We start from the raw sequence: 24521 nt of genomic DNA, 5'->3' as shown, positions 1-24521 counted from the left end.
GGTCAGCCGATGATGTACGGCAGATTGGTAAACAGGTTGCGCATATAGTCCAGCAACAGGTTCAGCATCCACGGCCCGGCCACGATAATCGCCACGAACACGGCGATGATTTTCGGGATGAAGGACAGCGTCATTTCGTTAATCTGCGTGGCGGCCTGCAGAATACTGATAATCAGACCGGTAACCAGCGCAACAAGCAGCAGCGGCGCGGCAACGGCAATCGCGATTTTCATCGCTTCCGTGCCCATCATCATGACCGATTCGGGTGTCATTACCGTTCCTTAACTGTAGAAACTCTGCGCCAGCGAACTGACCAGCAGCTGCCAGCCGTCGACCAGTACAAAGAGCATGATCTTAAAGGGCAGGGCAATGGTCGCGGGCGGCACCATCATCATCCCGAGCGCCATCAGAACGCTGGCGATCACCAGGTCGATAATCAGGAACGGAATAAAGATGGTAAAGCCAATCTGGAACGCGGTTTTCAGCTCGCTGGTGACATAGGCAGGGAGAAGAATACGCATTGGCACTGATTCCGGTCCCTGCAGCTCGCCGGTGTTGGACAGGCGGGCAAAGAGGGCCAGGTCGGCTTCTCGCGTCTGGCGCAGCATAAACTCTCGCAGCGGCTGAGCGCCTTTATCCAGCGCCTCCTGCATGGAGATTTTATCTTCGCTGAACGGCTGGTAGGCGTCGGTATAAATCTTGTCGATAACCGGCGACATAATGAAAAAGGTCAAAAACAGCGCCAGGCCAAGCAGAACCTGGTTTGGCGGTGCAGAAGGGGTTCCCAGCGCGTTTCGCAGCAGACCAAAGACGATGATGATGCGGGTGAAGCTGGTCATCATCAGCAGAATGGCCGGAATAAACGTCAGCGAGGTGATGAACACCAGCGTCTGCACCGGAAGGGACCAGCTTTGTCCGCCGCCCGCGAGAGGGGTGGAGACCAGACCGGGCAGCTGTGCATAGACCGCGGGAGCAAACAGGGCAACGCCCGCAAGCGTCAGGGATAACAAACGGCGCATCAGGATCTCCCGGAACGCTTAAGCAAACTCTTCATGACGGATTGAAAATCCGCAGGGGCGTCTGCGCGCTCGTCCACCACAACAGGGGCGGGCGGCAGCTTATGTAATACGCTGATGTTAGAGGCCGTGACGCCCAGGACCAGACGCGCGTCGTCCACCTCGACGATGACCACGCGCTCGCGTGGCCCCAGCGTGGTGCTGGCGCTGACCTTCAGGCCGCGGGCACCGGCGGTTTTACCCGCCAGGCCAAAGCGCTTCGCCAGCCATGCGGCGATAAGAATAAAGGCAATAATACCGAACAATGCCCCGCTCACCTGGAGCAGAGGCGAGCCGGGAACGGCAGAAGGCTGTGATATTGTTGCCTGGGTTTTCATGCTTAACGGCTCAGACGACGCATACGTTCAGACGGGGTAATGATGTCGGTGATACGTACGCCGTATTTATCGGCAACCACCACCACTTCACCCTGGGCAATAAGATAGCCGTTGATCAGAATATCCAGCGGCTCGCCGGCCAGACCGTCAAGGGCCACCACGGAACCCTGCGTCAGGCGCAGCAGCTCTTTGATGGTCATACGGGTGCGTCCCAGCTCAACGGTCAGCTTAACCGGGATATCCATAATCAGGTCGATGTCCTGCAGCGTGCCGCTGACGTCACCGCCGCCGAGCTGCTGGAATACGGCATCCGCAGCACTTTTGGCCGGGGGTGCTTTTTGCTCGTTTAACGCGTCAGCCCACAGATCGTCCAGTGCTCCGCTGTTTTCATCGGACGGATTGTTCATGTCACTCATTTGGGCTGTTCCTCATTCAGCGAATTCAAAATCGGGTTGATCAAGTGCTCAACGCGTAACGCATACTGACCGTTAATCGTGCCGTACTGGCTTGTCAGCACGGGGACACCATCCACATGGGCAATAATGCGGTCGGGTTTTTCTATCGGCAAAACATCACCGGGTTGTAATTTCAGGATCTGAGATAACCGCAGCGGGATATCGGCGAAGCTCGCCACCAGCTCAAGCTGCGAATGCTGGACCTGGCGGACCAGGTTTTCACGCCAGTTCTGGTCTTCGTTGCGGGAGTTCTCCAGCGGCGGGTTCACCAGCAGCTCGCGCAGCGGTTCGATCATGCTGAACGGCAGGCAGATGTTGAACTCGCCGGTCAGGTTACCGATCTCCACGTGGAACGGGGTGTTAACGACGATATCGTTCGGGGAGGTGGTGATGTTGGTAAATTTCACCTGCATCTCAGAACGGACGTACTCCACTTCCAGCGGGTTAATCGCTTTCCACGCGTCGCTATAAGACTCCAGCGCCAGCTTCAGCATGCGGTTAATGACGCGCTGTTCGGTGTGGGTGAATTCACGACCTTCTACTTTGGTCGGGAAACGCCCGTCGCCGCCGAACAGGTTATCCACCGCGATGAACACCAGGCTTGGCGAAAACACCACCAGGCCGGTGCCGCGCAGCGGCTTCAGATGAATCAGGTTAAGGTTGGTCGGCACCGGCAGGTTGCGGGCAAACTCATGATACGGCTGAATGCGGATCGCACCGACCGTAATATCCGGGCTACGACGCAGCAGGTTAAACAGCCCCATACGGAACTGACGTGCAAAACGTTCGTTAATGATCTCCAGCGCCTGCAGACGTTCACGTACTACGCGACGCTGGGTATTCGGGTCATAGGGACGTATATCGCTATCGCCGCCGATACCCGGTTTAGGATCATCATTGTTATCGCTGTCGCCGTTGAGCAGCGCATCGATTTCTGCCTGAGAAAGAATACTGTCGCCCATGTCGTTACCGCAGAATGAATGCTGTATACAGAACGTCAGTGACTTCCTGCTTAGGTTGGCCGTTTACCAGCGGGGTCGCCAGCGTTTGTTTAATGGCGTCGACCAGCTTTTGCTTACCCACATCGGTAGCCAGCGCCGAAGCGTCCTGACGAGAGAACAGCAGCAGAAGGCGGCTACGCACTTCAGGAAGGTAATCGTTCAGACGTGAACGGGTGGCTTCATCTTTCAGGCGCAGCGTAATGCCAACGTAAAGCACGCGATCCGCATCACCCAGATTGACGGTGAAGGTATCCAGCGGGAAGAACACTGGAGCCGGCGGAGGCGGTGCTTCAGCTTTGGCTGCAGCGGTGGTTGGTTCCTGCTGCATACGCCAGTAACTATAGCCCGCGGTAGCGCAGGCGGCGAGCGTGATCAACACCAGCAGCGGGATCCAGATGGAACGCTTACTTTTTTTGGTGATAGCGGAGTCAGTCATCTGATACGAGCTTCCTGTTTCGGTACAGCTTAATAAGGTGATTATCCCGTGTCCTGCTGTCGTCAAAGCGTGGAAAAGACGGGGATAATCACGCTACCTCTGGCGTTTAGGCGAAGATGTCTACGGCACCGTTACCGCGCGCTGCGGACTGCAGAGCGGCAGGAACAGGCAATAACTCATCGCTCTCTTCATTAAAACCGCCGGTGTTGCCGGAACGCGAAGCCTGGTGCTGCTGCTGGGATGAGGACTGCTGCTGCCCGGCGAAGCTCTCGCTGCTGACGCTGCTCTGCGCAAGTTGAATGCCGTTTTCCGCCAGCGAGGTTCGCAGTACCGGCAGCGCGGCTTCCAGAGCTGCACGAACATGGCTGTGCGCAGAGACCATCTGCAGCTGGGCCTGATTGTCATCCAGCTTAAGCGAAATTTGCACCTGACCCAGATCTTCCGGATGCAGGCGCAGCTCTGCCGTCTGCTGGCCCTGCTTAGTGAACAGAGTGATGTGCTGGCTCAGGGACTGCTGCCATTCGTGAGTCCCCAGAGGCTGGCTTAACACCGGCGCGGGGGCGACGGTGGCGGCCGTCTGACTGGTCGCATGGCTGGACATAATCGGTGCCAGAGTAGCCGTTGGTGATGATGAAGAGGACGAACTGGCGAGCTCCTGCTTCTCTGTCGCCGCGGCCACGGCCGGTGTAGCAGGCGCATTGCCCTGCAGGGCCGGCTCGTTATTTTTCACCTGGCTCTGATAAGGCGTAGAGTTCTGCGCTTTATCATGGCTACCCAGAGGCGCGTTCAGGGACGGTTGGCCAGCGCCGTTTTGCGAAAGCGTCGCGGAATTCAGCGTTGAGGTGGCGGATACGCTCTCGCTGCCTGCCACGCGAGAGGCAGTAGTTTGCTGCTGGTGCGGCAGCATCGCCATTAGCGCGCTTAATCCGGCCAGCTCTTCTTCGCTCAGCTCGCTCTTACCGTCATCTTTGCCGTTTGCCACATTGAGCGTCTTCAGCGCGTCGCCCTTAGACAGCGGCACCAGCCCGGAAACCAGCGTATCAAGCGACGTGACGGGCGATGTTTCATCACCGTTCAGCGCGGGCTGGCGCGAGAGCAGGTCGGCAATTTTTGCCTGCAGGGTGGTATCCCCTTTGGCGTCCTGAGCCACTTTCGACAGTTTACTGCCGGCGGCTTTCAGGTCAGCCAGGGTCAGCGGCGCATCTTTGCCCTTGCCCGTTGCGTCCGACAGGGCGCCCGCCAGCAGAGAGAGAAAGTCCTGTGCACCGTCGGTGCCTTTCCCCGTTTGCGTGCCGCCTGACAGGTCGCTGTCGCTCATCAGCAGTTGTTGCAGTGTGATCATTCCGGTTTCCTCATTGATGCGCGCTGGGCAAACTCATCCATTTTCTTCTGATCCAGACGGTTTTCCGCCAGGGTCGTTGCCGCGATCTGTCGGTCCTGTAAAGTTTGCCAGGCCTGCAGCCGCTGCTTCTTCTCGCGCCAGAAATTCAGCGCGGTATCGACTTTCTGGGTCCACTGGTTAAGCTGCTGGCGATGCTGATCTATCGCCTTCTCCAGCGTCTGGATAAACTGCTGATAGTTAATCCAGCGCTGGCTTCCAATGCCCTGTGTCATATCGGTATTGAGGTTGGTGCGATATTCATGCTGATAGTCGATCAACATCTTCAACTGTTCTTCAGCCTGCTGGCACCCGCGTCGCATTGCGCCTAGCTGCAATGCGGCATCATCAACTTCTTTTTCAGCCAGATCTTTCAGCGTTGATAACGCGCTGTTTTGCGCCATGACCTTCGCCCTCCACCTGTGTTACACCTGCGGGAAAATCAGCTCCAGTGCCTGAATTGAATCTTCCCAGTCGGCGCGTTCAAAAATGCCTTGTTGCAAAAATGCCTCCAGCTGCGGCCACAGGTTAATCGCCTTGTCGAGCATCGGGTCGCTGCCTTTGGCATACGCCCCCACGCTGACCAGATCGCGGTTGCGCTGGAAGCTGGAAAGCAGTTGTTTGAAGTTACGCACGCGGGCGTAGTGCTTCTCGGTTATCAGCGCCGTCATTGCGCGGCTGATAGAGGCTTCAATATCGATGGCCGGGTAGTGCCCGGCTTCGGCCAGACGACGCGACAGCACAATATGACCGTCAAGGATCGCGCGCGCGGAGTCGGCAATCGGGTCCTGCTGGTCATCACCTTCCGTCAGTACCGTATAGAACGCGGTGATGGATCCGCCGCCGCTGATGCCGTTCCCCGCGCGTTCCACCAGCGCAGGGAGTTTGGCGAAGACCGAAGGCGGGTAGCCTTTGGTCGCCGGTGGCTCACCGATGGCCAGCGCGATTTCACGCTGCGCCATCGCGTAACGGGTCAGGGAATCCATGATCAGCAGCACGTGCTTGCCGCGGTCACGAAAATCTTCGGCGATACGGGTGGCATACGCGGCACCCTGCATGCGCAGCAGCGGCGACACGTCTGCCGGTGCGGCGATAACCACCGAGCGGGCGCGGCCTTCCGCACCCAGAATGTTTTCAATAAAGTCTTTTACTTCACGACCACGTTCGCCGATCAGCCCCACGACGATCACGTCGGCCTGGGTATAGCGCGCCATCATGCCGAGCAGGACGGATTTACCTACGCCTGAGCCGGCGAACAGGCCCATACGCTGCCCACGTCCCACGGTCAGCAGGGCGTTAATCGGGCGCACGCCGGTATCCAGCACATGCTCAATAGGGGTACGCTGCAGGGGGTTGAACGGCTGGGTGATCAGCGCGCCGGTTTCGGTGGTGTCCGGGGAGGGCAGTCCGTCGAGCGGTTTCCCGCTGCCGTCCAGCACGCGGCCCAGCAGGGCAGGGCCAAGCGGCAGCTGTTTCCCGCTTTGCAGCCCGTCGCCAGAAATATTTTTGGCATACACGCGCGCGCCGGGCAGAATGCCTTCCACCTCTTCAAGCGGCATCAGGAACAAGCGCTGGCCGTTAAATCCGACCACTTCGCTTTCAACTTCACGCGTTTCCAGACCATCCTGACGCTCGATGACGCAGGTCGCGCCCAGCGGAAGCTGCAGGCCGGTGGCTTCGAGAACCAGGCCGGTGGCGCGCGTCAGTCGCCCATAACGACGAACAGATGGCAGTAGCGCCATCTTCGTCTCAAAGTTGTCGAGCGTGGTGAGCCAGCGGGTGAGGCGCGCGGTCATCAGACGACTCCCGGTGCCGCCAGGCGGCACAGTTCCTGCCAGCGGGTGGCGACGCTGGCATCCAGATCGCCTTCATCGGCAGAGACTTTGCAGCCGCCGTGATGTAGCGACGGGTCGCCGCGCAGACGCCAGCCGTGGAGGTTAAGCGTCGCGCCCAGGCTTTCTTCTACGCGCTGCAGGTCGTCCGGATGGACGCGCAGCTGAGGTTTCCCGCTGAACAGCGGCTCCTGTTGAAGCAGGCCCTGAATTTGTTTGATAAGCGCTGTGTTATCCACCACGGGCGTCTGGCCGATAACCTGACGCGCGGCTTCCAGCGCCATCTGCATCAGCCGCGAGGCAATCACGCTGTCCAGCGCGTCCAGGGTGTGCTGAAACTCGCTGACCAGCTGCTGCATGCGGGCATGGATCGGCGCCTGCTGCTGGCGCGCCTGATCGATACCGTGCTCTAACCCTTTCGCCAGACCTTCCTGATACCCCTGCTCGTGGCCTTTCTGGCGGCCTTCGTTCAGACCGGCGTTATAGCCCTGCTCGTGCGCCTGCATTTGCAGCTGCGCCAGCATCTGTGCCTGCTGCTCCTCTTCGGTCAGCTCGGGCTGCTCGACGTCCGGGTCAAGCTCTTCGGCTGCGATGACGGCCGGCGTGAACTCGGAGAGGGGAGGGGCCAGATCGTCCGGCGTCCAGCGCTTCCACGGCAGCTCATTAGACATAGGTGTCGTCTCCGCTGCCAATCACCATCTCGCCGGTTTCCGCCAGACGACGAACAATAAGCAGAATGGCTTTCTGTTCGTTTTCCACCTGAGACAGACGAACCGGGCCGCGGTTGGCAAGGTCGTCGCGCAGGATATCGGCCGCACGCTGAGACATGTTGCGCAGGAACTTCTCGCGCAGCGGCTGCTCGGCGCCTTTGAGGGCGATAAGCAGCGACTCGGAATCCACTTCCTGGAGCAGGCGCTGGATGCTGCGGTCGTCCACTTCGACGAGGTTTTCGAACAGGAACATCTCGTCGATGATTTTCTGTGCCAGCTCGCCGTCGAATTCGCGAACCGCCGTAATGACGGCCTCCTCCTGCTGCGTTTTCATCAGGTTGATGATTTCCGCCGCCGTTCTCACGCCGCCCATTTTGCTGCGCTTGAGGTTCTGACCGTCGAGCAGGTTGTTCAGCACTTCGGTCAGCTCCGCCAGCGCGGCCGGCTGGACGCCGCCGAAGGTGGCGATACGCAGCATCACATCGTGGCGCAGGCGCTCTTCGAACAGGGCCAGAATATCGGCCGCCTGACCACGCTTGAGGTGGACAAGGATGGTGGCGATAATCTGCGGGTGCTCGTCGCGAATAAGGTCGGCGGCACTCTGCGGCTCCATAAAGTTGAGCGTTTCGATACCGCTGGCGGTATCGCGCGTTTCCAGAATATCTTCCAGCAGGCTGGCGGCACGCTCTTCGCCCAGCGCCTTGACCAGCACGGAACGCAGGTAGTCGTTGGCGTTGACGTTCAGCGCGGCAAACTGTTCGGCTTCCTGTTCAAATTCCGACAGCACTTCGGTCAGCTGCTTGTTGGAGATCTGACGCACGTTGGCCATGGCCGCACTGAGAATTTGCACTTCACGCTGGGAGAGGTGTTTAAACACTTCTGCCGCGCGATCTTCGCCAATGGTCATCAACAGGATGACGCTTTTATCGGTGCCCGTAAGCGTATTACTCATGTTCGTTACCCATCCACTGGCGGATGACCAGCGCCACGACGCGCGGATCGTTATCTGACATTTCGCGAATGCGCTGGCTCATGACCTCAGCGCCCATGCGCTGGTTAGCACGACGCTGCTGCATCTGTTCATCTTTACTGAGGCGAACTTCAACCGCTTCTTCCGTTTCCTGACGCGTAGACATCTGTTCGCGAGCCGCTTTTTCGGCTTCAGCACGACGCTGAAGCTGCGGACGAACGCCCTTACGCCACAGCAGCCACGCGACAATCAGCACCAGCAGCCAGCGTCCTGCGGACATCAGCTGATCGATAAACGCCTGCTGTTGCCAGAACGGCAGCTCACCGCCGGTCTCTTCAACCGAGTTGAACGGTGAGTTCACCACGTTGAGGGTATCGCCGCGCTTCTCGGAGTAACCCATCGCTTCACGGGTCAGGTTTTCAATCTGCTTCATCTGCTCGGCGGTCAGCGGCAACGGTTTGCCATCGGCCAGCGTTTTGTAGTTCACCACCACCGCAACGGAGAGACGCTGAATATCGCCCACGTTCAGTTTAGTGTGGCGAATCGTCCGATCCACTTCGTAGTTCGTGGTTTCGTTACGGCTGCTGGTACGCGGACCGGCGTTACTGGTCGTTGAGGTAGTCTGCTGATTATTTTGCTGACCGTTCTGCTGATTGGCCGGCGGCGTAGAGATCGGTGCCGCGTTAGCCGGTGCAGGCTGGTTAGACAGCGCGCCCGGCACGCCGCCCGGGTAGGCACCGCCGACCTGTTCGTTCGAATTGATCTGGCGTGAACGCATCACCGCCTGAGCCGCATCGCCGTTCGGGCTGTACTGCTCTTCAGTTTGTTCTTTATTCGCGAAGTCGATCTGCGCGGTAACCTGCGCGTGAACGTTGCTGTTACCCACCACCGGGCCGAGGATGGCTTCAATACGGCGCTGGAGACGGTTTTCGACATCGGCGGCATATTTCAGCTGCGCGTCATTCAGATCGCGACCGGCGGTATTGGATTGCGTCAGCAGGTGACCGCTTTGGTCGACCAGCGTCACGTTACCCGGCGGCAGACCGGCGACGGCGCTGGAGACGAGATGCGTCACCGCGCTGATTTGCCCTTCGTCCAGCGCGCGGCCAGCTTGGAGGTTCACGGTAACGGAAGCCGAAGGTGATTTCTGTTCACGGACAAATAAAGAAGGTTTAGGCATCGCCAGGTGCACGCGGGCACTCTTCACCGGGCCTAACGTTTCAATGGTGCGGGCCAGTTCACCTTCCAGCGCACGCTGGTAGTTCACCTGCTCGCTGAACTGGCTGATACCGAATTTTTCCTGATCCAGCAGCTCAAAGCCGACGGCACCGCCCTTCGGCAGCCCCTGCTGAGCCAGACGCAGACGCAGTTCGTGCACCTTATCTGCCGGTACCTCAAGCGCACCGCCATTATCGGCAAAGCGATAAGGGATGTTCATCTGGGTCAGCTGGGTGACGATGGCGCCGCCATCCTGATCGGAAAGGTTGCTGTAGAGCGTCCGGTAATCAGGGCTTTTCGCCCACAGGACCATCGCTACAAGGATCGCAATTGCGGCAGCGCCTGCCACGATCAACGGGATTTTAGGATTCGCGCGAAGGCGGTTCATCCACTCGAGTGATTTATTCTGCGGCGCTGTCGATGCTGTTGCACTCATTGCGCACCTCTTAAATCCTGGTGGTTTACGTTATTCGTGTAGAGAAACAAAACTGACTCCCGGGTCGGCAAACACGACAAAAGTTCCATATTGATGGCCCTGCCATTATTTGATGATTCGTGATTTTCTATGCGTCAAATAACCTGGTTTTTTCATGCTATTTACCGCCATTATCTTATTGACAAGCTGTTAGTCTTGACCGCGTAAAAAACCATCCAGGGGAGAGTCATGGCTATACAGGGCATTGAAGGGGTAATCAGTCAGTTGCAGGCAACGGCGATGACGGCCCGTAATCAGAATGTGGCAGATCAGCAGCCGAGCATCAGCTTCGCAGGGCAACTGCATGCCGCTCTTGACCGTATCAGTGATACCCAGACCGCCGCGCGTACTCAGGCAGAAAAGTTCACCCTCGGTGAGCCGGGCGTGGCGCTGAATGATGTGATGACCGATTTGCAAAAAGCCTCGGTTTCCCTGCAGATGGGGATCCAGGTGCGTAACAAGCTGGTGTCGGCGTATCAGGAAGTGATGGGCATGCAGGTTTAGGTTATATAACCTAATGATATTTATAATTAATAACCGCCCCTACCCACTATGTGGGGCATGAGCGGGGCAAATCCTCTTCGTTTTGGTTCTGGACAGGTGCCTCATCTGTTCATTTGCCTTTCAGAACCGAACTCTCTGGTTCATATCTCGCGTTATGTTACGTCTTCATGATGCAGATTTATGTTTCACCGGGACTGCCCTGATAAAATGTAACTCCTTTATTTTACAGGGATAGAAAAGTGAAAAGAGCGTTTCTGGTTTCTTCCGCAATTTTACTGGCAGGTTGTTCCGCTAAATACAGCACAAATAATATTCAGGAGCGTACAGAGCACCTGGTAAAAGATGTCTCGGTTGTGATTTCTCAGCCAACTGATGGCGTTTATGAGACTCACACATATTCAGGTTCTGGCAGAGCAACGGCCGACGCTGTAAAAGCGGCATTTTTACGGCATTCCGATAATGTTACTGTTTTTGCTGACTGTGATGATGTTACATGTCTGAAAGCTAACCATTCAATCAGCCGCGGATATTATGTGGTTCCGCAGATACTGCATTGGGAAGATCGCGCAACTGAGTGGTCTGGCATTCCTGACAAGATTGAAGTGAAAATCACTGTTTATAATGCTGAATCCAATAATCGGGTTGCATCGACCATTATCAACGGCAAAAGCAAGTGGGCTACCTTCGGTGGCGATCACCCGCAGGATTTGTTGCCGGAGCCGATAAACATGTTCGTCTCTAGCCTGTATTAGTTATCCTTCAGACTCCTTGCGAAACCCCATATAACCGGGGTTTTTGTCTGCAAGTGGTAGACAGGAGCCTCAGGAGAGTGCGTGATAGGTATAGTTTCAGACCTGTCGATCTTCGCTGGCAGCCGCAGCGCTTTAATGCCACAATATTTTTTTCTTCGAATGCAGGAAAGATGATGAAAAAAATAGCAATTGCTGGCGCGCTGCTGGCACTGACCGGGTGCGTTCAGGTCGATAACTATAACGACGTGATCAAGCATCCTGTCCCGGCGCATCTGGCGGGATACTGGCAGTCGAAAGGGCCGCAGAGCAACATGGTCAGCCCGAAGGCGATTGCCACGCTGGTGGTGACGGAAGAGGGCGATACGCTGGACTGCCGTCAGTGGCAGCGCGTGATTGCCGTGCCGGGTAAAATCATGCTGCGTTCAGACAGTTATTACAACGTGACGCGTAAGCTGGATATCTATCCGCTGGAGCGCGATGGCTCGACGCTTGAGTATGACGGGCTGGAGCTGCAGAAGGTCGACCGTCCAACGGTTGAGTGTGCCGATTACCTGAGCAAGAATCCGCTGGAGACTAAGCTACCCTAAGGGTAAACGCAAAACGGCAACCTCGTTGCCGTTTTTGGTGTTTGCGCCCTCTCCCTGTGGGAGAGGGACGGGTGAGGGCATCAGGCCGCACGTTTCCCGTTCTATAGTGCATCCTCTATCACCCAAACGCTGACGCTTCCCCCATTACAGGTAAACGTCCCTTCGCCATCCGCCGCCGTGGTGATGGTTTCTTCGCGATTGCCGAGAAAATCCCGCCACGTTTTGTTGCCGTAGTTTTCCCCAAGACAAATCACTTTTTCACCATCATCCCCGTTCGACATCACCACCACGCAGCCGGGATCGTCTTCCGTACCGCTTCGGCTGAAGGCGATGCAGTTTGGATGGTCGAAAAACAGCGTTTGCACGCCGTGGGCAAAACGCTGGCGCGCGAGGATCAGCTCGTGAAGCTGCTCAATCACCGGCATATCAATATGGTACGTCTCACCGTCTCCTCCCGTGTCGTCATAGCTGGCGCCGAAGAGATCCGGATAAAAGACGCTCGGCACGCCATTTTCACGCAGCAGGATCAGCGCGTAGGCCAGCGGCTTGAACCAGGCCTCGACCGGCGCTTCGAGCGCCTGCAGAGGTTGAGTGTCATGGTTCGCGACGAGGGTGACCGCATGAAACGGATCGGCTTCCACCAGGGTACCGGTGAAGATTTGGCTCATGTCGTAATCCTGGCCCTGACGTGACGCCTCGTGGAATTTCATCTGCAGGGGAGCATCAAACAGCATGGTTTTGCCTTCGACCTGGTCGATATAGGCCTGAAGTTTATCCACCTCATGGGACCAGTATTCCGCCACGATAAACAGCGGCTGGTCGGCGACTTCCTGGACGTGCTCAATCCACTCTTTGTAAAACCAGGCGGGAATATGCTTGACGGCGTCCAGACGAAAACCGTCGCAGCCCGTCTGTTCCATGACCCAGCGGGCCCAGTATTTGATCTCTTCGGTCACGGCGTGATTGCGAAAATCGATATTTTCGCCCATCAGATAATCGAAGTTACCCATCTCATCATCAACCTGATCGTTCCAGCCTTCGCCGGTGTAGTCGTTGACGATTTTAAAGATGCCGTCTTCATCGGGGTTTTCAATATGGTCAACGCCGCTGAAGCATTTGTAGTCCCAGATAAACTGTGAGTACTGCCCGGCCCGGGCAGGGAAGGTGTAGCGAGTCCAGGCTTCGCATTCAATGACCTCGTCATCGATTTGCGTGCGGTCCTGTTCGTTCACGCGCTGAACGCGCACGGGCTCTTTTTCATCGGCGCCCATTTTGTGGTTGACCACCACGTCCAGCAGCACGGCAATGTCGTTGCTTTTGAGGGCATCTATGGCCTCCAGCAGCTGCGCCTTGTCGCCGTATTTCGTGGCGATACTGCCTTTCTGGTCAAACTCACCAAGATCGAACAGGTCATAGGTGTCATAGCCGACGGAATACCCGCCGGATGCCCCTTTACAGGCTGGCGGCAGCCAGATCATGTTGATGCCGATTTCGTTAAGATTGGGAGCTAACGCCGTGACCTCTCGCCACAATTCACCGCCAGCAGGGTAGTACCAGTGAAAACATTGTAACAGGGTGGGGTTTTTCATCATCCTTGCTCCAGAAGCCATTGGCAGACTTCTGGAGTATGGATGAAGAAATCATAGTTGTGTGTCGCGGGTAAAACTTTCTGGATAAAGAATATTCCCTGACAGCTTTCCATAGGTAGACGTGATGGATTGCTGTTTACCGGTTTGATCAATCAGATTGCGCAGTTCGTCCATGCGGACTTTCAGCAGTGCCTTTAGCGCATTCTCATTTTCAAGGATCATTTCCAGCAGCGCACGCGCTTGCTCAACCTGAGCCGGAGGGCATGACATGATGGGCGTTTGAGAAATCTTTTCCACCAGTTGAACGTAATGCATTTCCTGCTCGATAAGCGCATCCCATTGACCAGAATGTGCGAGATTTAGCATAGCAATGCTCTGAGCATGTAGCGCCTGCCAGTGGCTAAGCGCTGCGCTGGGATTATTCATCAAAATTATCCTGAAATAGAGGACGCATTGGGGCCGATTTGCTTCCACGCATCCGCAATGTTGTTTAATAAACCCTCGACTTCAACAATTGCGTCTACGTCGTTACTGACATTCGCCAGCAACAAACGTCGAACCATATATTCGTACAAGGAGGCAAGATTACCGGACAATTCGCTCTCAACCTCCATGTTCAGTCCTGCTTTCAAACCGTTGTCGATGATGTTGATGGCTTTGGATAAGGCTTCGCCTTTCTCGCGAATTTGTCCGGCTTCCATGAACAAACGCGCGCGAACAAGGGCGCTATGCGCCCCGTCGAACAACATGACAATCAGCTGGTGTGGACTGGCATTCATGACTGCGCTTTCTACTCCTATCTGCTGATAGGATTGAACACCAGAGGTCTTATACATATCCACTCCTGAAGGCTACGACTACTTTTGTGAGAACTGTTGGGTCAGGTAGTTGGCTGTACTGGTCATTTTGGTGACTAATACGTCCAGACTGGTGAACTGGGTTTTGTAACGCGCCATGGTGGCTTCAATTTGAGCATCCATGGCATCGTAACGTTCGCCCAGGGTTTTTAGCGTTTTGTTGATCCCGTCTTTCGCGTTCTGGATCACCCCGGCGTTACCGGTACTGGTGCTGAGCATATTGGTCAGCGTATTGTTCATCTGGGTGGCCAGACCGGTGGTTTTCCCGTCACCAACAAAATACTGCTGTACGGCGCCAGGGTTGTCAGTAAGTACTTTTTTCAGCTTATCGGTATCGACTTTCAGGTTACCGACGGTACCGTCCGCGCCTTTCACCGGGTCCTGGGTAATCCCCAACTGGGCCATGATCTGAACCGAGCCGGTTTGTGCTTCGGTTAGCAGGCCACGCAGCTGAGACTGAACTCCGCGCACGTTCGCATCACCGACCAGCGCGCCGTTGCTGGTAGACTGGCCGCCAGCGCCTGCATCGACCGCAACATACTTCGTCAGACTGTTAATGGTGGACTGCAGCGAGTTGTACGCCGTGACCCAGTCCGTAATCGCCTTCTGGTTTGCATCCGTTGCGCGTGAAACCTCAAGAGTTTCATCGGCTTTGCTTTCGGCCTTCACCGAGAAGGTGACCCCAGGCAGCGCATCGGTAATGGTATTCGACTGGCGCTCGATGGAGATGTTGTTCACCACCACAACCGCGTTCTGCGCGTCGGTGTTCACCGTCAGCGCGCCCGTTTTGGTGCTTGAATCGTAGCCAATTGCGCTTTGCAGCTTGGCGTCGCCGGTAACGCTTACCGTCATCGCACCATCCGTACCGGTGGTTTTTGATGACAGCATCAGGCGGTAATCACCGTCTTTCGCTTTAATGACGCTGGCGGTGACGTTGCCGTTCGCTTTATTAATGGCGCTCGCGATCCCGGCCAGCGACGTATCGCCATCTGCCAGGTTCACCTCTAAAGGCGTTTTGGTACCCGGCTGGGTGATGGTGATTTTACGCGTTGTACCTGTCGTATCGCCCAGCAGATCCGTGTTGTTAGCATAGGAGCCGGTAGTGAGCGCCTGTGCCTTTGCAACCTGGTTAACGTTGACAACAAAGGAACCCACGGACGCGTCAGCCGTTGTCGTAGCAGTAAAGGCCGTGTTGGTGCTGCTAACGGACGTTGAGTTCCAGGTGGTTGCTTTACCCAGTGCAGCGGTCGCAGTCTGCAGCGATGTCATGGCGCTCTGCAGCTTGCCGTAAGCGCTTAACTGTGCGTTATACGTTGATTGCTGGGAAGTAATCGTCGTCAGCTTGGTTTTCTCTGCCGCTTCCAACTGATTATATAAATCCCCGAGTCCTGCAGAACCTATCCCGAGGTTACTGATAGTAGCCATGCATATTTTCCTTAAAATACGAAAGTAGTTCAGGACTCTTATCGGCCTCTCAGCGTAAAAGTTTACGATGGTGAGAAAAAAATAATCCAAAGAATAGACGCATCCTGGCGGGGTAAATGAAAGGATTGCACTTTAGTGTCATTATCAGCGCATTAAAAACACGAATAAGTGTGTGCCTTTTTTGTCATCTCTTAGTGCGTTAAAAAAGCGTAAATAATAAACCCCTGACGGACCTTAATTGATTTTTTAAAATTAAAATCATTAATAATCAATTGGTTGTAATTTTTTGAAAATTGATTCTAAAGTCTTTTGGGGACCCGTCGATAACCTTGATGACGGTGAGAGACGCTGTGAGTGTTAGGCACCGGACCTAAAACCCAATTTTTGAAGGAAACAAAATTATGGCAGTTATCAATACTAACCTGATGTCCCTGACTACTCAGAACAACCTGAACAAATCTCAGTCTTCTCTGGGTACTGCTATTGAGCGTCTGTCTTCCGGTCTGCGTATTAACAGCGCGAAAGACGATGCTGCTGGCCAGGCGATTGCAAACCGCATGACCTCCCAGATCAAAGGCATGACTCAGGCAGCGCGTAACGCCAACGACGGTATCTCCATGGCGCAGACCGCTGAAGGCTCCCTGAACGAAATCAACAACAACTTGCAGCGCGTTCGTGAACTGGCTGTTCAGGCAAGCACTGGTACTAACAGCACCTCTGACCTGGCTTCTCTGCAGGATGAAGTTACCGCTCGTCTGGCTGAAATCGACCGCGTTGCGGGCAAAACTGACTTCAACGGCATCAAACTGCTGGACGGCACTGCAGGTACTGCTGGCGTGGTTAAAATTCAGGTTGGCGTTAACGACGGCGACACCATCAACCTGGATCTGAGCGGCGCTAAAGCTGACTCTACTACTCTGGGCGTGAACGCAATCGACCTGAAAGCAATGACCGCTACCGACCTGAGCACCATCGACAAAGCTATCGCTACCGTTGATAAAGCACGTTCTGGTCTGGGTGCTGTGCAGAACCGTTTCACTTCTGCAATCAACAACCTGAATAACACCTCTAACAACCTGTCTGCTGCTCAGTCCCGTATCCAGGACGCTGACTACGCAACTGAAGTTTCCAACATGTCCCGCGCGCAGATCCTGCAGCAGGCTGGTACTTCTGTTCTGTCTCAGGCAAACCAGGTTCCACAGACCGTTCTGTCTCTGCTGCGTTAATATTACGCGTGAAACCCCGCTTCGGCGGGGTTTTTTTATCTCTGCTATTTGAGAATCCGCCTGTGAAACAAATCAGTGTCACTCAACCAAAGCTGGTCGCAGATTTTTCATGTGTCGGTGGGGAATGCCGTGAACATTGTTGTCAGGGCTGGACCATCGCATTTGATAAATCCTCCGTTAATCGCTACCTGAACAGTAAAAATGCCGCCATTCGTCAGACGGCGAAAACGGCGATAAAAGTCACCAAAAAGCAGTATGGCAACTGGGGCGAAGTGATTTTCCATACGGAAAGTAAAAACTGCCCGTTTATGGATACGGAAAAACTCTGTTCTATTCATAGCGCCATGGGTGCCCAGGCCTTAAGCCCAACCTGTTCGTCGTTCCCGCGGACAAACCGGGTCTATAAAAATGAAATCGAAAAATCGCTGAACCTCTCGTGTCCGGAAGTGACCCGACTTCTGTTGAACGATCGAGAGTCTATGTCGATGATGGAATCCATTAGCGTCCAGCAGGACGTCAATAATGCGCCGATGATTGATTTGAAGGCAAAGGTCATCAATCTCTTCTGCCAGAATATTTTCAGCGTTGAGGGCGTCAGCGTTGAAGAACAGGTTTACGCCGTGGTGAAATTCCTCATGGTGGCTGAAAAGCTCGATAATCTCGAAGAGAATATCGGCACGCTCGAAACGGTCTATTTCTCGCTGGTTAACGAGCTGGTGAGCGGTAAAATCAAAACGGAATTAGGCGGATTTAATCAGAACTACAGCCTGAAATTCGCGTTAATTTCGCTCATCCAGAGCTACTTCACGAAGAAAGCGACAGCCCGCGGCGGTGCGGTATTAAACCGTTATTTTACCCAACTTTATCAAGAATTTGAGTCTGCGGGTGACACCGTGCCGGCAGAGAAGGTCATGGAGAACATCGAGTCCGTCTGGCGCGATGTGGCGGGCAGCTACCTGGCGACCAATGACCATTTATTTAAGAACTTTTTTAAATACAAACTGTGGGAGCAGGGCTTCCCGCAGAACAATGGCCGCAGCATGTTGAATAACCTTTATTTAATCGTCGCGGAGTTCTATTTCCTTAAAACGTTACTTGCCGGTCAGGCGATCGTGGCGAGGAAAATTGAACAAGATAATATTATTGATGTTATTTACAGCTTCCACTCCCTTAGCCAGCATAATCAGGAAGCGGGAAAGCTCTTTCATCAACATATAGATAGCGTCAAACTCGGCGACGATCTTTCATTGTTACAACTGTTAATTTAGCCAGAAAAGTTGCCCCTGTTGTGGGCAACCTCAGAATAACCTCACTTTATCCCCCTTTTTCATCCAATTGAACGCCCTGCAGAATCGGATAATCATGCCGATAACTCAACTAACGCAGGGCTGTTTATCGTGAATTCACTCTATACCGCTGAAGGTGTAATGGATAAACACTCGCTGTGGCAGCGTTATGTCCCGCTGGTGCGTCACGAAGCATTGCGCCTCCAGGTGCGCTTGCCGGCGAGCGTGGAACTCGACGATCTGCTACAGGCGGGCGGTATCGGGTTATTAAATGCAGTTGACCGATACGACGCTCTGCAAGGAACGGCATTTACGACTTACGCAGTTCAGCGTATTCGTGGTGCGATGCTGGACGAGCTGCGCAGCCGCGACTGGGTGCCGCGCAGTGTTCGCCGCAACGCGCGCGAAGTGGCGCATGCGATGGGGCAGCTGGAACAGGAACTGGGACGTAACGCAACGGAAACCGAAGTGGCGGAACGTCTTGGCATTGCTGTTGAAGAGTATCGTCAGATGTTGCTCGATACCAATAATAGCCAACTCTTCTCTTATGACGAGTGGCGCGAAGAGCATGGCGATAGCATCGAGCTGGTGACGGACGAGCACCAGCAGGAAAACCCGTTACACCATTTAATGGAAGGGAATTTACGCCAGCGCGTCATGGAGGCTATTGAAGCTCTGCCTGAACGCGAACAGCTGGTATTGACCCTTTATTACCAGGAAGAGCTTAACCTCAAAGAGATTGGCGCTGTTCTGGAGGTGGGAGAGTCGCGGGTGAGCCAGCTGCACAGCCAGGCCATTAAACGCTTACGAACCAAGCTGGGTAAGTTATAGGTGATTGATTCACCTTGAAAATGCCGCACAACGTATTGACAACCAGGAGTTATCATGACGGTGCAGCAATCTAAAAGACGGCCTTTAAGCCGCTACCTGAAAGACTTTAAACACAGCCAGACGCATTGCGCCCACTGTAACAAGTTACTCGATCGTATCACGCTGGTTCGCCGGGGCGAAATCGTCAATAAGATTGCGATTTCGCGTCTCGACACGTTGATGGACGAAGCAGCATGGCTCGAAGAGCAAAAAGAGTGGGTGGCGCTTTGCCGTTTCTGTGGGGATCTCCACTGCAAAGAGCAAAGCGACTTCTTCGATATTATCGGCTTCAAGCAGTTCCTGTTTGAACAAACGGAGATGAGCCACGGCACCGTTCGCGAATATGTCGTTCGCCTGCGCCGCCTTGGGCAACATCTGACCGTAAACAATATTTCTCGCGATCTGCTGAAAACCGGTTATCTGGATGAAAATCTGGAGCCGTGGCTGCCTGCGACCAGCACCAACAACTACCGAATTGCGCTGCGCAAGTATGCTCAATACAAGGTACAAATGCCGGGTGCCATAAAGCAGAAAGCCCACGCCGGAACAACTTCTGATATATATTAAAAAAGAATAAGATGTAGCGCAGTCGCCTTTGACGTTGCAGGCGATTTCTCTACACTACGTAAAAATTCCACTATATCGGGGTATTTATGAAATTTGCACTTCTGGGTCGTCAGGCGCTGATGGGTGTTATGGCCGTTGCGCTGGTTGCGGGTATGAGCGTGAAAACGTTCGCCGCAGAAAACCTGCTGAATAAAGTAAAAGAGCGCGGTACGCTGCTGGTCGGGCTGGAAGGGACCTATCCTCCGTTCAGCTTCCAGGGCGATGACGGTAAGCTGACCGGTTTTGAGGTGGAGTTTGCTGAAGAGCTGGCGAAGCACCTCGGCGTTAAAGCGTCGCTGAAACCAACCAAATGGGACGGTATGCTGGCGTCGCTGGATTCCAAACGTATTGATGTGGTGATTAATCAGGTAACCATTTCTGACGAGCGTAAGAAGAAATATGACTTCTCTACGCCGTACACCGTGTCCGGTATTCAGGCGCTGGTGAAGAAAGGCAACGAAGGTGGAATCAAAACTGCCGCGGACCTGAAAGGGAAGAAAGTCGGCGTCGGTCTGGGTACCAACTACGAAGAGTGGCTGCGCCAGAACGTGCAGGGCGTGGATATCCGCACCTATGATGATGACCCGACGAAATACCAGGATCTGCGCGTGGGCCGTATCGACGCCATTCTGGTTGACCGCCTGGCCGCGCTGGATCTGGTGAAGAAAACCAACAATACCCTGGCGGTAGCGGGTGATGCGTTCTCTCGTCAGGAATCAGGCGTTGCCGTTCGTAAAGGTAACGAAGACCTGGTCAATGCGATTGATTCCGCAATTGCTGACATGCAAAAAGACGGCAGCCTGAAGGCGCTCTCCGAGAAATGGTTCGGTGCAGACGTCACGAAATAAGTTTCTGCCGTAAAAAAAGGCGCTTTTAAAAGCGCCTTTTTTATTTCTTTCGCGTCTGCGTGCATAATGAAAAATATCACATTTTGTCAGAGTTACCGGAGAACCCATGTCACTACAGAATTTAACGCGCTTTCCCCGCCTGGAGTTCATCGGCGCGCCGACGCCGCTGGAGTATCTGCCGCGATTTTCTGATTATTTAGGGCGCGATATTTTTATCAAGCGTGACGACGTGACGCCGATGGCGATGGGGGGCAATAAGCTGCGCAAGCTGGAGTTTCTGGCGGCTGATGCACTGCGCGAAGGCGCGGATACGCTCATTACCGCCGGGGCTATCCAGTCAAACCACGTTCGTCAGACGGCGGCAGTGGCGGCAAAGCTCGGGCTCCACTGCGTGGCATTGCTGGAAAACCCGATTGGCACGCGGGCAGAAAACTATCTCACCAACGGCAACCGCCTGCTGCTGGACCTGTTTAACGTGCAGGTCGAAATGGTGGAGGCATTGACCGACCCGACCGCCCAGCTCGACGAGCTGGCGACGCGTCTGGAAGCGCAGGGGTTCCGCCCCTACGTTGTCCCCGTCGGCGGTTCGAACGCGCTGGGCGCGCTGGGATATGTGGAGAGTGCGCTGGAAATCGCGCAGCAGTGCGAAGGCGCGGTGAGCCTCTCCTCCGTGGTTGTTGCGTCCGGCAGTGCGGGCACGCATGCCGGGCTGGCGGTGGGGCTGGAACAACTGCTGCCGGACGTCGAGCTGATTGGCGTGACGGTGTCCCGCAGCGTCGCCGAGCAGAAGCCGAAAGTGGTCACTTTACAGCAGGCGGTAGCCGAGCAGCTGGAGCTGAAGGCAAAGGCCGATATTCTGCTCTGGGACGACTATTTTGCGCCGGGTTACGGCACGCCTAACGAAGAGGGCATGGAAGCGGTGAAGCTGCTGGCGCGCCTCGAGGGGATACTGCTCGATCCGGTCTATACCGGCAAAGCGATGGCCGGACTGATTGATGGCATTGCGCAGAAACGCTTTAAGGATGAAGGGCCGATTTTATTTGTCCATACAGGCGGGGCGCCTGCGCTGTTTGCCTACCATCCTCATGTCTAAAAATCAGGTCGAAAAATAATAATGCAAGAAAGTATTCAACTGGTTATTGATTCTCTGCCGTATCTGCTGAAAGGTGCGGTATTTACGTTACAGCTCAGTATCGGCGGGATGTTCTTCGGGCTGGTGCTGGGATTTGTGCTGGCATTAATGCGCATGTCACCCATCCTGCCGGTACGCTGGCTGGCGCGCTTTTATATTTCCGTATTTCGCGGCACGCCGCTTATCGCCCAGCTCTTTATGATCTACTACGGCTTGCCGCAGTTTGGTATCGAGCTGGATCCGATCCCCGCAGCGATGATTGGTCTGTCGCTCAATACCGCGGCGTACACGTCAGAAACCCTGCGAGCGGCGATCTCCTCCATTGACAAAGGTCAGTGGGAGGCGGCAGCCAGTATCGGGATGACGCCATGGCAGACGCTGCGTCGGGCCATTCTGCCGCAGGCGGCACGCGTGGCGCTTCCACCGCTGAGCAACAGCTTCATTAGCCTGGTGAAAGATACGTCCCTGGCGGCAACGATTCAGGTACCGGAACTGTTCCGTCAGGCGCAGCTCATTACTTCGCGCACGCTTGAAGTCTTTACCATGTATCTGGCCGCTTCGCTGATTTACTGGGTGATGGCGACGGTGCTGTCTGCTCTGCAAAACTACTTCGAAAACCAGCTTAACCGCCAGGAGCGTGATCCAAAATGAGTGCTATCGACGTCAAAAACCTGGTGAAAAAATTCCACGGTCAAACGGTGCTCCACGGGATCGATCTTGAAGTAGAGCAGGGTGAAGTGGTGGCGATTATCGGACCAAGCGGTTCGGGAAAAACGACGTTGCTGCGCAGTATTAACCTGCTTGAACAGCCGGAAGGCGGCACCATTCGGGTAGGGGAGATAACGATTGATACCGGGAAATCCATTAGCCAGCAGAAAGGGTTAATTCGCCGCCTGCGGCAGCATGTCGGCTTCGTTTTCCAGAACTTTAATCTCTTCCCGCACCGTACGGTGCTGGAGAACATTATTGAAGGACCGGTCATTGTAAAAGGTGAATCGAAAGAGGACGCGACGGCGCGCGCGCGCGAACTGCTCGCTAAAGTCGGGCTGGCGGGGAAAGAGACCAGCTATCCGCGCCGTCTGTCGGGAGGGCAACAGCAGCGCGTGGCGATAGCGCGCGCGCTGGCTATGCGCCCGGACGTGATCCTTTTTGATGAACCGACCTCTGCGCTCGACCCGGAACTGGTGGGTGAGGTGCTGAACACCATTCGCCAGCTGGCGCAGGAAAAACGGACGATGGTGATCGTGACGCATGAAATGAGCTTTGCACGCGATGTTGCTGACAGAGCCATCTTTATGGATCAGGGGCGGATTGTGGAGCAGGGGCCGGCGAAAAGCCTGTTCGCTAACCCTCAACAGCCGAGAACCCGTCAGTTCCTTGAAAAATTCCTTATGCAGTAGAATTTTTGCACTAATTTGCTCCAGAAATTTAGGCTGGAGCAAATTATTCTCCCTTCGGGGGCAGTCGTTTGCTTTTTTATTCCATCCGGCCCGGATAAACCTTATCAATAGTAAAGTTAATTGTGCTAATGCCGATATTTTGTAGTTAGAAAAAAGATTTATGTGTTAGGTTATATTCACCATAATAATGATTATCTTTTCAGAGGCTTCATTTAGTAAGTATGAAGGATTCAGACTTTTTCACCTGGCGACGGGATTGCTCACTCCGGTTTCAGGAATTGACGAGTACCGATGAGGTATATCGGGAACTAGAGCGGCAAACTCAGATGCTGGAATTCGATTATTACGCGCTCTGCGTGCGGCATCCCGTGCCCTTTACGCGCCCTAAAATCTCTTTGCAGACCACTTATCCAAAGCCGTGGATGGCGCAATATCAATCCGCGAACTATTTCGCTATCGATCCGGTTTTAAAAGCGGAAAATTTCATCCAGGGTCATTTGCCCTGGACAGACGCATTATTTGCCGAGGCGCAGGAATTATGGCATAGCGCCCAGGACCACGGTTTACGCGCGGGAATAACGCAGTGCCTGATGCTGCCTAATCATGCGCTTGGCTTCCTGTCTGTTTCTCGTACTAGTGTACAGGAAGGGCCTTTTGCCCGTGAGGAAATAGAACTGCGGCTGCAAATGCTGGTGCAAATGGCCTTAACTTCTCTGATGCGTTTCGAAGATGGGATGGTTATGCCACCCGAAATGAAATTCAGCAAACGCGAGCGCGAAATTCTGAAATGGACTGCGGAAGGGAAGACGTCAGCGGAAATAGCGATCATTCTCTCTATCTCTGAGAATACCGTTAATTTCCATCAGAAAAATATGCAGAAGAAATTCAATGCGCCTAACAAAACCCAGATTGCGTGTTACGCGGCGGCAACGGGACTGATCTGACAGGATAATACGTTCTGCGTGACAGACGAACAAACGGCTGAATGCACTGCATCCAGCCGTTTTTTGTTACTGGCGGTAGGCTTGTTTGATTTGCTTAACGGTGTTAGCAAATACCGCAGATTCAGCCTGGTCTTCCATCTCCGCGATTTGTTTTTCCATTTTAATGATCACACGACCGGCATCCGCCTGGCCCATCGCCTGCAGCATCAGCGTTAGCAATGCTTTCAGGCAGTTTACTTCCTGTGCCAGTTCCTGGTTATTCTCCGCAGTGGCAAATTCAGGTGTGCTCATTTATTTTCCTCATTATTAAACGGCGCTAAAGCGCGACGACGAAAGTCAAGGCGGCGGAGTATACCACAAGCTGAAGCAAAAAATGCAGCGGTTGTTTTTCGTACTTTTACGTGGATGTTTAATTGCGTAAACAGAACGTACCGGTAAACTGAACCGTCGTGAAAGGCTATTAATTGTTTGTGCCCGGTTCGCTTGTCGTTAATTATTGTTACAAAAATTTGAGATCTGTTTTTTTGCAGGAAAAGCCTGCAAGTTTTTTGTAACTTTTTGAATACAGATGCTTAAAAAAAGCTGCAAAAGCCCTGAATGCATGCTCTCTCTTTCCACGGACTGTAC

The 24521-nt window shown here is 54.4% G+C and carries 29 protein-coding genes; 12 read left to right on the top strand and 17 right to left on the bottom strand.

Annotation, left to right across the window (positions count from 1 at the left end; genetic code table 11):
* Window positions 1-2 precede the first annotated feature (2 nt).
* The 12 genes from fliQ to fliF form a co-directional block, all read right to left on the bottom strand.
* A complete protein-coding gene (gene fliQ / locus DFO52_RS04330; RefSeq protein WP_008500315.1) occupies window positions 3-272 on the bottom strand; it encodes a flagellar biosynthesis protein FliQ in 270 nt (89 codons plus the stop codon).
* 9 nt (window positions 273-281) lie between these two features.
* Window positions 282-1019 (bottom strand): flagellar type III secretion system pore protein FliP, encoded by a 738-nt coding sequence (gene fliP / locus DFO52_RS04325; RefSeq protein ID WP_023336186.1) that lies wholly within the window; start codon window positions 1017-1019, stop codon window positions 282-284.
* Entirely contained in the window at window positions 1019-1393 is a 375-nt protein-coding gene (fliO, locus tag DFO52_RS04320; protein WP_023312309.1) for a flagellar biosynthetic protein FliO, read from the bottom strand. The genes fliP and fliO overlap by 1 nt, the downstream gene beginning before the upstream one ends.
* 2 nt (window positions 1394-1395) lie before the next feature.
* Window positions 1396-1809, bottom strand: coding sequence for a flagellar motor switch protein FliN (gene fliN / locus DFO52_RS04315; protein ID WP_023312308.1), 414 nt, complete (start codon window positions 1807-1809; stop codon window positions 1396-1398).
* On the bottom strand, window positions 1806-2810 hold the full coding sequence (fliM, locus tag DFO52_RS04310; RefSeq protein ID WP_023336184.1) for a flagellar motor switch protein FliM: 1005 nt from the start codon (window positions 2808-2810) through the stop codon (window positions 1806-1808). Before fliM ends, fliN begins: the two co-directional genes overlap by 4 nt.
* Before the next feature lie 4 nt (window positions 2811-2814).
* Entirely contained in the window at window positions 2815-3285 is a 471-nt protein-coding gene (gene fliL / locus DFO52_RS04305) for a flagellar basal body-associated protein FliL (RefSeq protein ID WP_023312306.1), read from the bottom strand.
* A 106-nt stretch (window positions 3286-3391) separates the two neighbouring features.
* Window positions 3392-4627, bottom strand: a complete 1236-nt coding sequence (gene fliK, locus DFO52_RS04300) for a flagellar hook length control protein FliK (RefSeq protein ID WP_121932026.1) — start codon at window positions 4625-4627, stop codon at window positions 3392-3394.
* Window positions 4624-5067 carry a flagellar export protein FliJ gene (fliJ, locus tag DFO52_RS04295; protein WP_023312304.1) on the bottom strand — a complete coding sequence of 148 codons (444 nt, stop codon included), beginning with the start codon at window positions 5065-5067 and terminating at the stop codon, window positions 4624-4626. The genes fliK and fliJ overlap by 4 nt, the downstream gene beginning before the upstream one ends.
* Before the next feature lie 21 nt (window positions 5068-5088).
* Complete coding sequence (fliI, locus tag DFO52_RS04290) at window positions 5089-6459, bottom strand: flagellar protein export ATPase FliI (protein ID WP_133549444.1); 1371 nt, start codon at window positions 6457-6459, stop codon at window positions 5089-5091.
* A complete protein-coding gene (fliH, locus tag DFO52_RS04285) occupies window positions 6459-7166 on the bottom strand; it encodes a flagellar assembly protein FliH (RefSeq protein ID WP_029741493.1) in 708 nt (235 codons plus the stop codon). Before fliH ends, fliI begins: the two co-directional genes overlap by 1 nt.
* The gene (gene fliG / locus DFO52_RS04280) at window positions 7159-8157 is read right to left on the bottom strand and encodes a flagellar motor switch protein FliG (protein WP_008500327.1); all 999 of its coding nucleotides are present in this window, start codon (window positions 8155-8157) and stop codon (window positions 7159-7161) included. The genes fliH and fliG overlap by 8 nt, the downstream gene beginning before the upstream one ends.
* Window positions 8150-9829 (bottom strand): flagellar basal-body MS-ring/collar protein FliF, encoded by a 1680-nt coding sequence (gene fliF, locus DFO52_RS04275; RefSeq protein ID WP_133549442.1) that lies wholly within the window; start codon window positions 9827-9829, stop codon window positions 8150-8152. The genes fliG and fliF overlap by 8 nt, the downstream gene beginning before the upstream one ends.
* 228 nt (window positions 9830-10057) lie before the next feature.
* On the opposite strand from fliF, the gene fliE reads away from it, so the two are divergent.
* The 3 genes from fliE to yedD all read left to right on the top strand — a co-directional run bounded on the left by fliE (window position 10058) and on the right by yedD (window position 11711).
* Entirely contained in the window at window positions 10058-10372 is a 315-nt protein-coding gene (gene fliE / locus DFO52_RS04270; protein WP_008500329.1) for a flagellar hook-basal body complex protein FliE, read from the top strand.
* Between the two features lie 239 nt (window positions 10373-10611).
* On the top strand, window positions 10612-11124 hold the full coding sequence (locus tag DFO52_RS04265; RefSeq protein ID WP_133549440.1) for a DUF4823 domain-containing protein: 513 nt from the start codon (window positions 10612-10614) through the stop codon (window positions 11122-11124).
* Window positions 11125-11297: 173 nt separating this feature from the next.
* Window positions 11298-11711: a lipoprotein YedD gene (gene yedD / locus DFO52_RS04260; RefSeq protein WP_133549438.1), complete on the top strand. Its 414-nt coding sequence runs from the start codon at window positions 11298-11300 to the stop codon at window positions 11709-11711.
* A gap of 101 nt (window positions 11712-11812) precedes the next feature.
* Here the strand turns inward: yedD and amyA are convergent, their stop codons facing one another.
* The 4 genes from amyA to fliD are packed head-to-tail and all read right to left on the bottom strand — an operon-like array spanning window position 11813 to window position 15582.
* Window positions 11813-13300 carry an alpha-amylase gene (amyA, locus tag DFO52_RS04255; RefSeq protein WP_133549853.1) on the bottom strand — a complete coding sequence of 496 codons (1488 nt, stop codon included), beginning with the start codon at window positions 13298-13300 and terminating at the stop codon, window positions 11813-11815.
* Window positions 13301-13351: 51 nt separating this feature from the next.
* Complete coding sequence (fliT, locus tag DFO52_RS04250; RefSeq protein WP_023312297.1) at window positions 13352-13726, bottom strand: flagella biosynthesis regulatory protein FliT; 375 nt, start codon at window positions 13724-13726, stop codon at window positions 13352-13354.
* A 5-nt stretch (window positions 13727-13731) separates the two neighbouring features.
* Window positions 13732-14136, bottom strand: a complete 405-nt coding sequence (fliS, locus tag DFO52_RS04245) for a flagellar export chaperone FliS (RefSeq protein ID WP_023312296.1) — start codon at window positions 14134-14136, stop codon at window positions 13732-13734.
* Window positions 14137-14157: 21 nt separating this feature from the next.
* The gene (gene fliD, locus DFO52_RS04240; protein ID WP_133549436.1) at window positions 14158-15582 is read right to left on the bottom strand and encodes a flagellar filament capping protein FliD; all 1425 of its coding nucleotides are present in this window, start codon (window positions 15580-15582) and stop codon (window positions 14158-14160) included.
* Between the two features lie 401 nt (window positions 15583-15983).
* On the opposite strand from fliD, the gene DFO52_RS04235 reads away from it, so the two are divergent.
* The 9 genes from DFO52_RS04235 to sdiA all read left to right on the top strand — a co-directional run bounded on the left by DFO52_RS04235 (window position 15984) and on the right by sdiA (window position 23894).
* The gene (locus tag DFO52_RS04235) at window positions 15984-16808 is read left to right on the top strand and encodes a flagellin (RefSeq protein ID WP_063143661.1); all 825 of its coding nucleotides are present in this window, start codon (window positions 15984-15986) and stop codon (window positions 16806-16808) included.
* 62 nt (window positions 16809-16870) lie between these two features.
* Window positions 16871-18076 (top strand): flagellin lysine-N-methylase, encoded by a 1206-nt coding sequence (fliB, locus tag DFO52_RS04230; protein ID WP_133549434.1) that lies wholly within the window; start codon window positions 16871-16873, stop codon window positions 18074-18076.
* Between the two features lie 129 nt (window positions 18077-18205).
* Window positions 18206-18925, top strand: a complete 720-nt coding sequence (locus tag DFO52_RS04225; protein WP_014170714.1) for an RNA polymerase sigma factor FliA — start codon at window positions 18206-18208, stop codon at window positions 18923-18925.
* Between the two features lie 54 nt (window positions 18926-18979).
* A complete protein-coding gene (gene fliZ, locus DFO52_RS04220; RefSeq protein WP_008500339.1) occupies window positions 18980-19531 on the top strand; it encodes a flagella biosynthesis regulatory protein FliZ in 552 nt (183 codons plus the stop codon).
* An 86-nt stretch (window positions 19532-19617) separates the two neighbouring features.
* Window positions 19618-20418, top strand: coding sequence for a cystine ABC transporter substrate-binding protein (gene tcyJ, locus DFO52_RS04215; RefSeq protein ID WP_133549431.1), 801 nt, complete (start codon window positions 19618-19620; stop codon window positions 20416-20418).
* A gap of 106 nt (window positions 20419-20524) precedes the next feature.
* Window positions 20525-21511 (top strand): D-cysteine desulfhydrase, encoded by a 987-nt coding sequence (gene dcyD, locus DFO52_RS04210; RefSeq protein WP_133549429.1) that lies wholly within the window; start codon window positions 20525-20527, stop codon window positions 21509-21511.
* A gap of 21 nt (window positions 21512-21532) precedes the next feature.
* Window positions 21533-22201: a cystine ABC transporter permease gene (tcyL, locus tag DFO52_RS04205; protein WP_014884380.1), complete on the top strand. Its 669-nt coding sequence runs from the start codon at window positions 21533-21535 to the stop codon at window positions 22199-22201.
* Window positions 22198-22950 (top strand): L-cystine ABC transporter ATP-binding protein TcyN, encoded by a 753-nt coding sequence (gene tcyN / locus DFO52_RS04200; RefSeq protein ID WP_023336161.1) that lies wholly within the window; start codon window positions 22198-22200, stop codon window positions 22948-22950. The genes tcyL and tcyN overlap by 4 nt, the downstream gene beginning before the upstream one ends.
* Before the next feature lie 221 nt (window positions 22951-23171).
* Window positions 23172-23894: a transcriptional regulator SdiA gene (gene sdiA, locus DFO52_RS04195; RefSeq protein WP_047647425.1), complete on the top strand. Its 723-nt coding sequence runs from the start codon at window positions 23172-23174 to the stop codon at window positions 23892-23894.
* Between the two features lie 66 nt (window positions 23895-23960).
* Here the strand turns inward: sdiA and DFO52_RS04190 are convergent, their stop codons facing one another.
* Window positions 23961-24185: a DUF2594 family protein gene (locus DFO52_RS04190; RefSeq protein ID WP_008500345.1), complete on the bottom strand. Its 225-nt coding sequence runs from the start codon at window positions 24183-24185 to the stop codon at window positions 23961-23963.
* Window positions 24186-24521: the final 336 nt, after the last annotated feature.

Origin of the sequence: Enterobacter sp. AG326 (genome assembly GCF_004362415.1) — a bacterium.
GTDB classification, from domain to species: Bacteria; Pseudomonadota; Gammaproteobacteria; order Enterobacterales; family Enterobacteriaceae; genus Enterobacter; species Enterobacter asburiae.
This window is presented reverse-complemented; position numbering and strand designations above follow the sequence as displayed.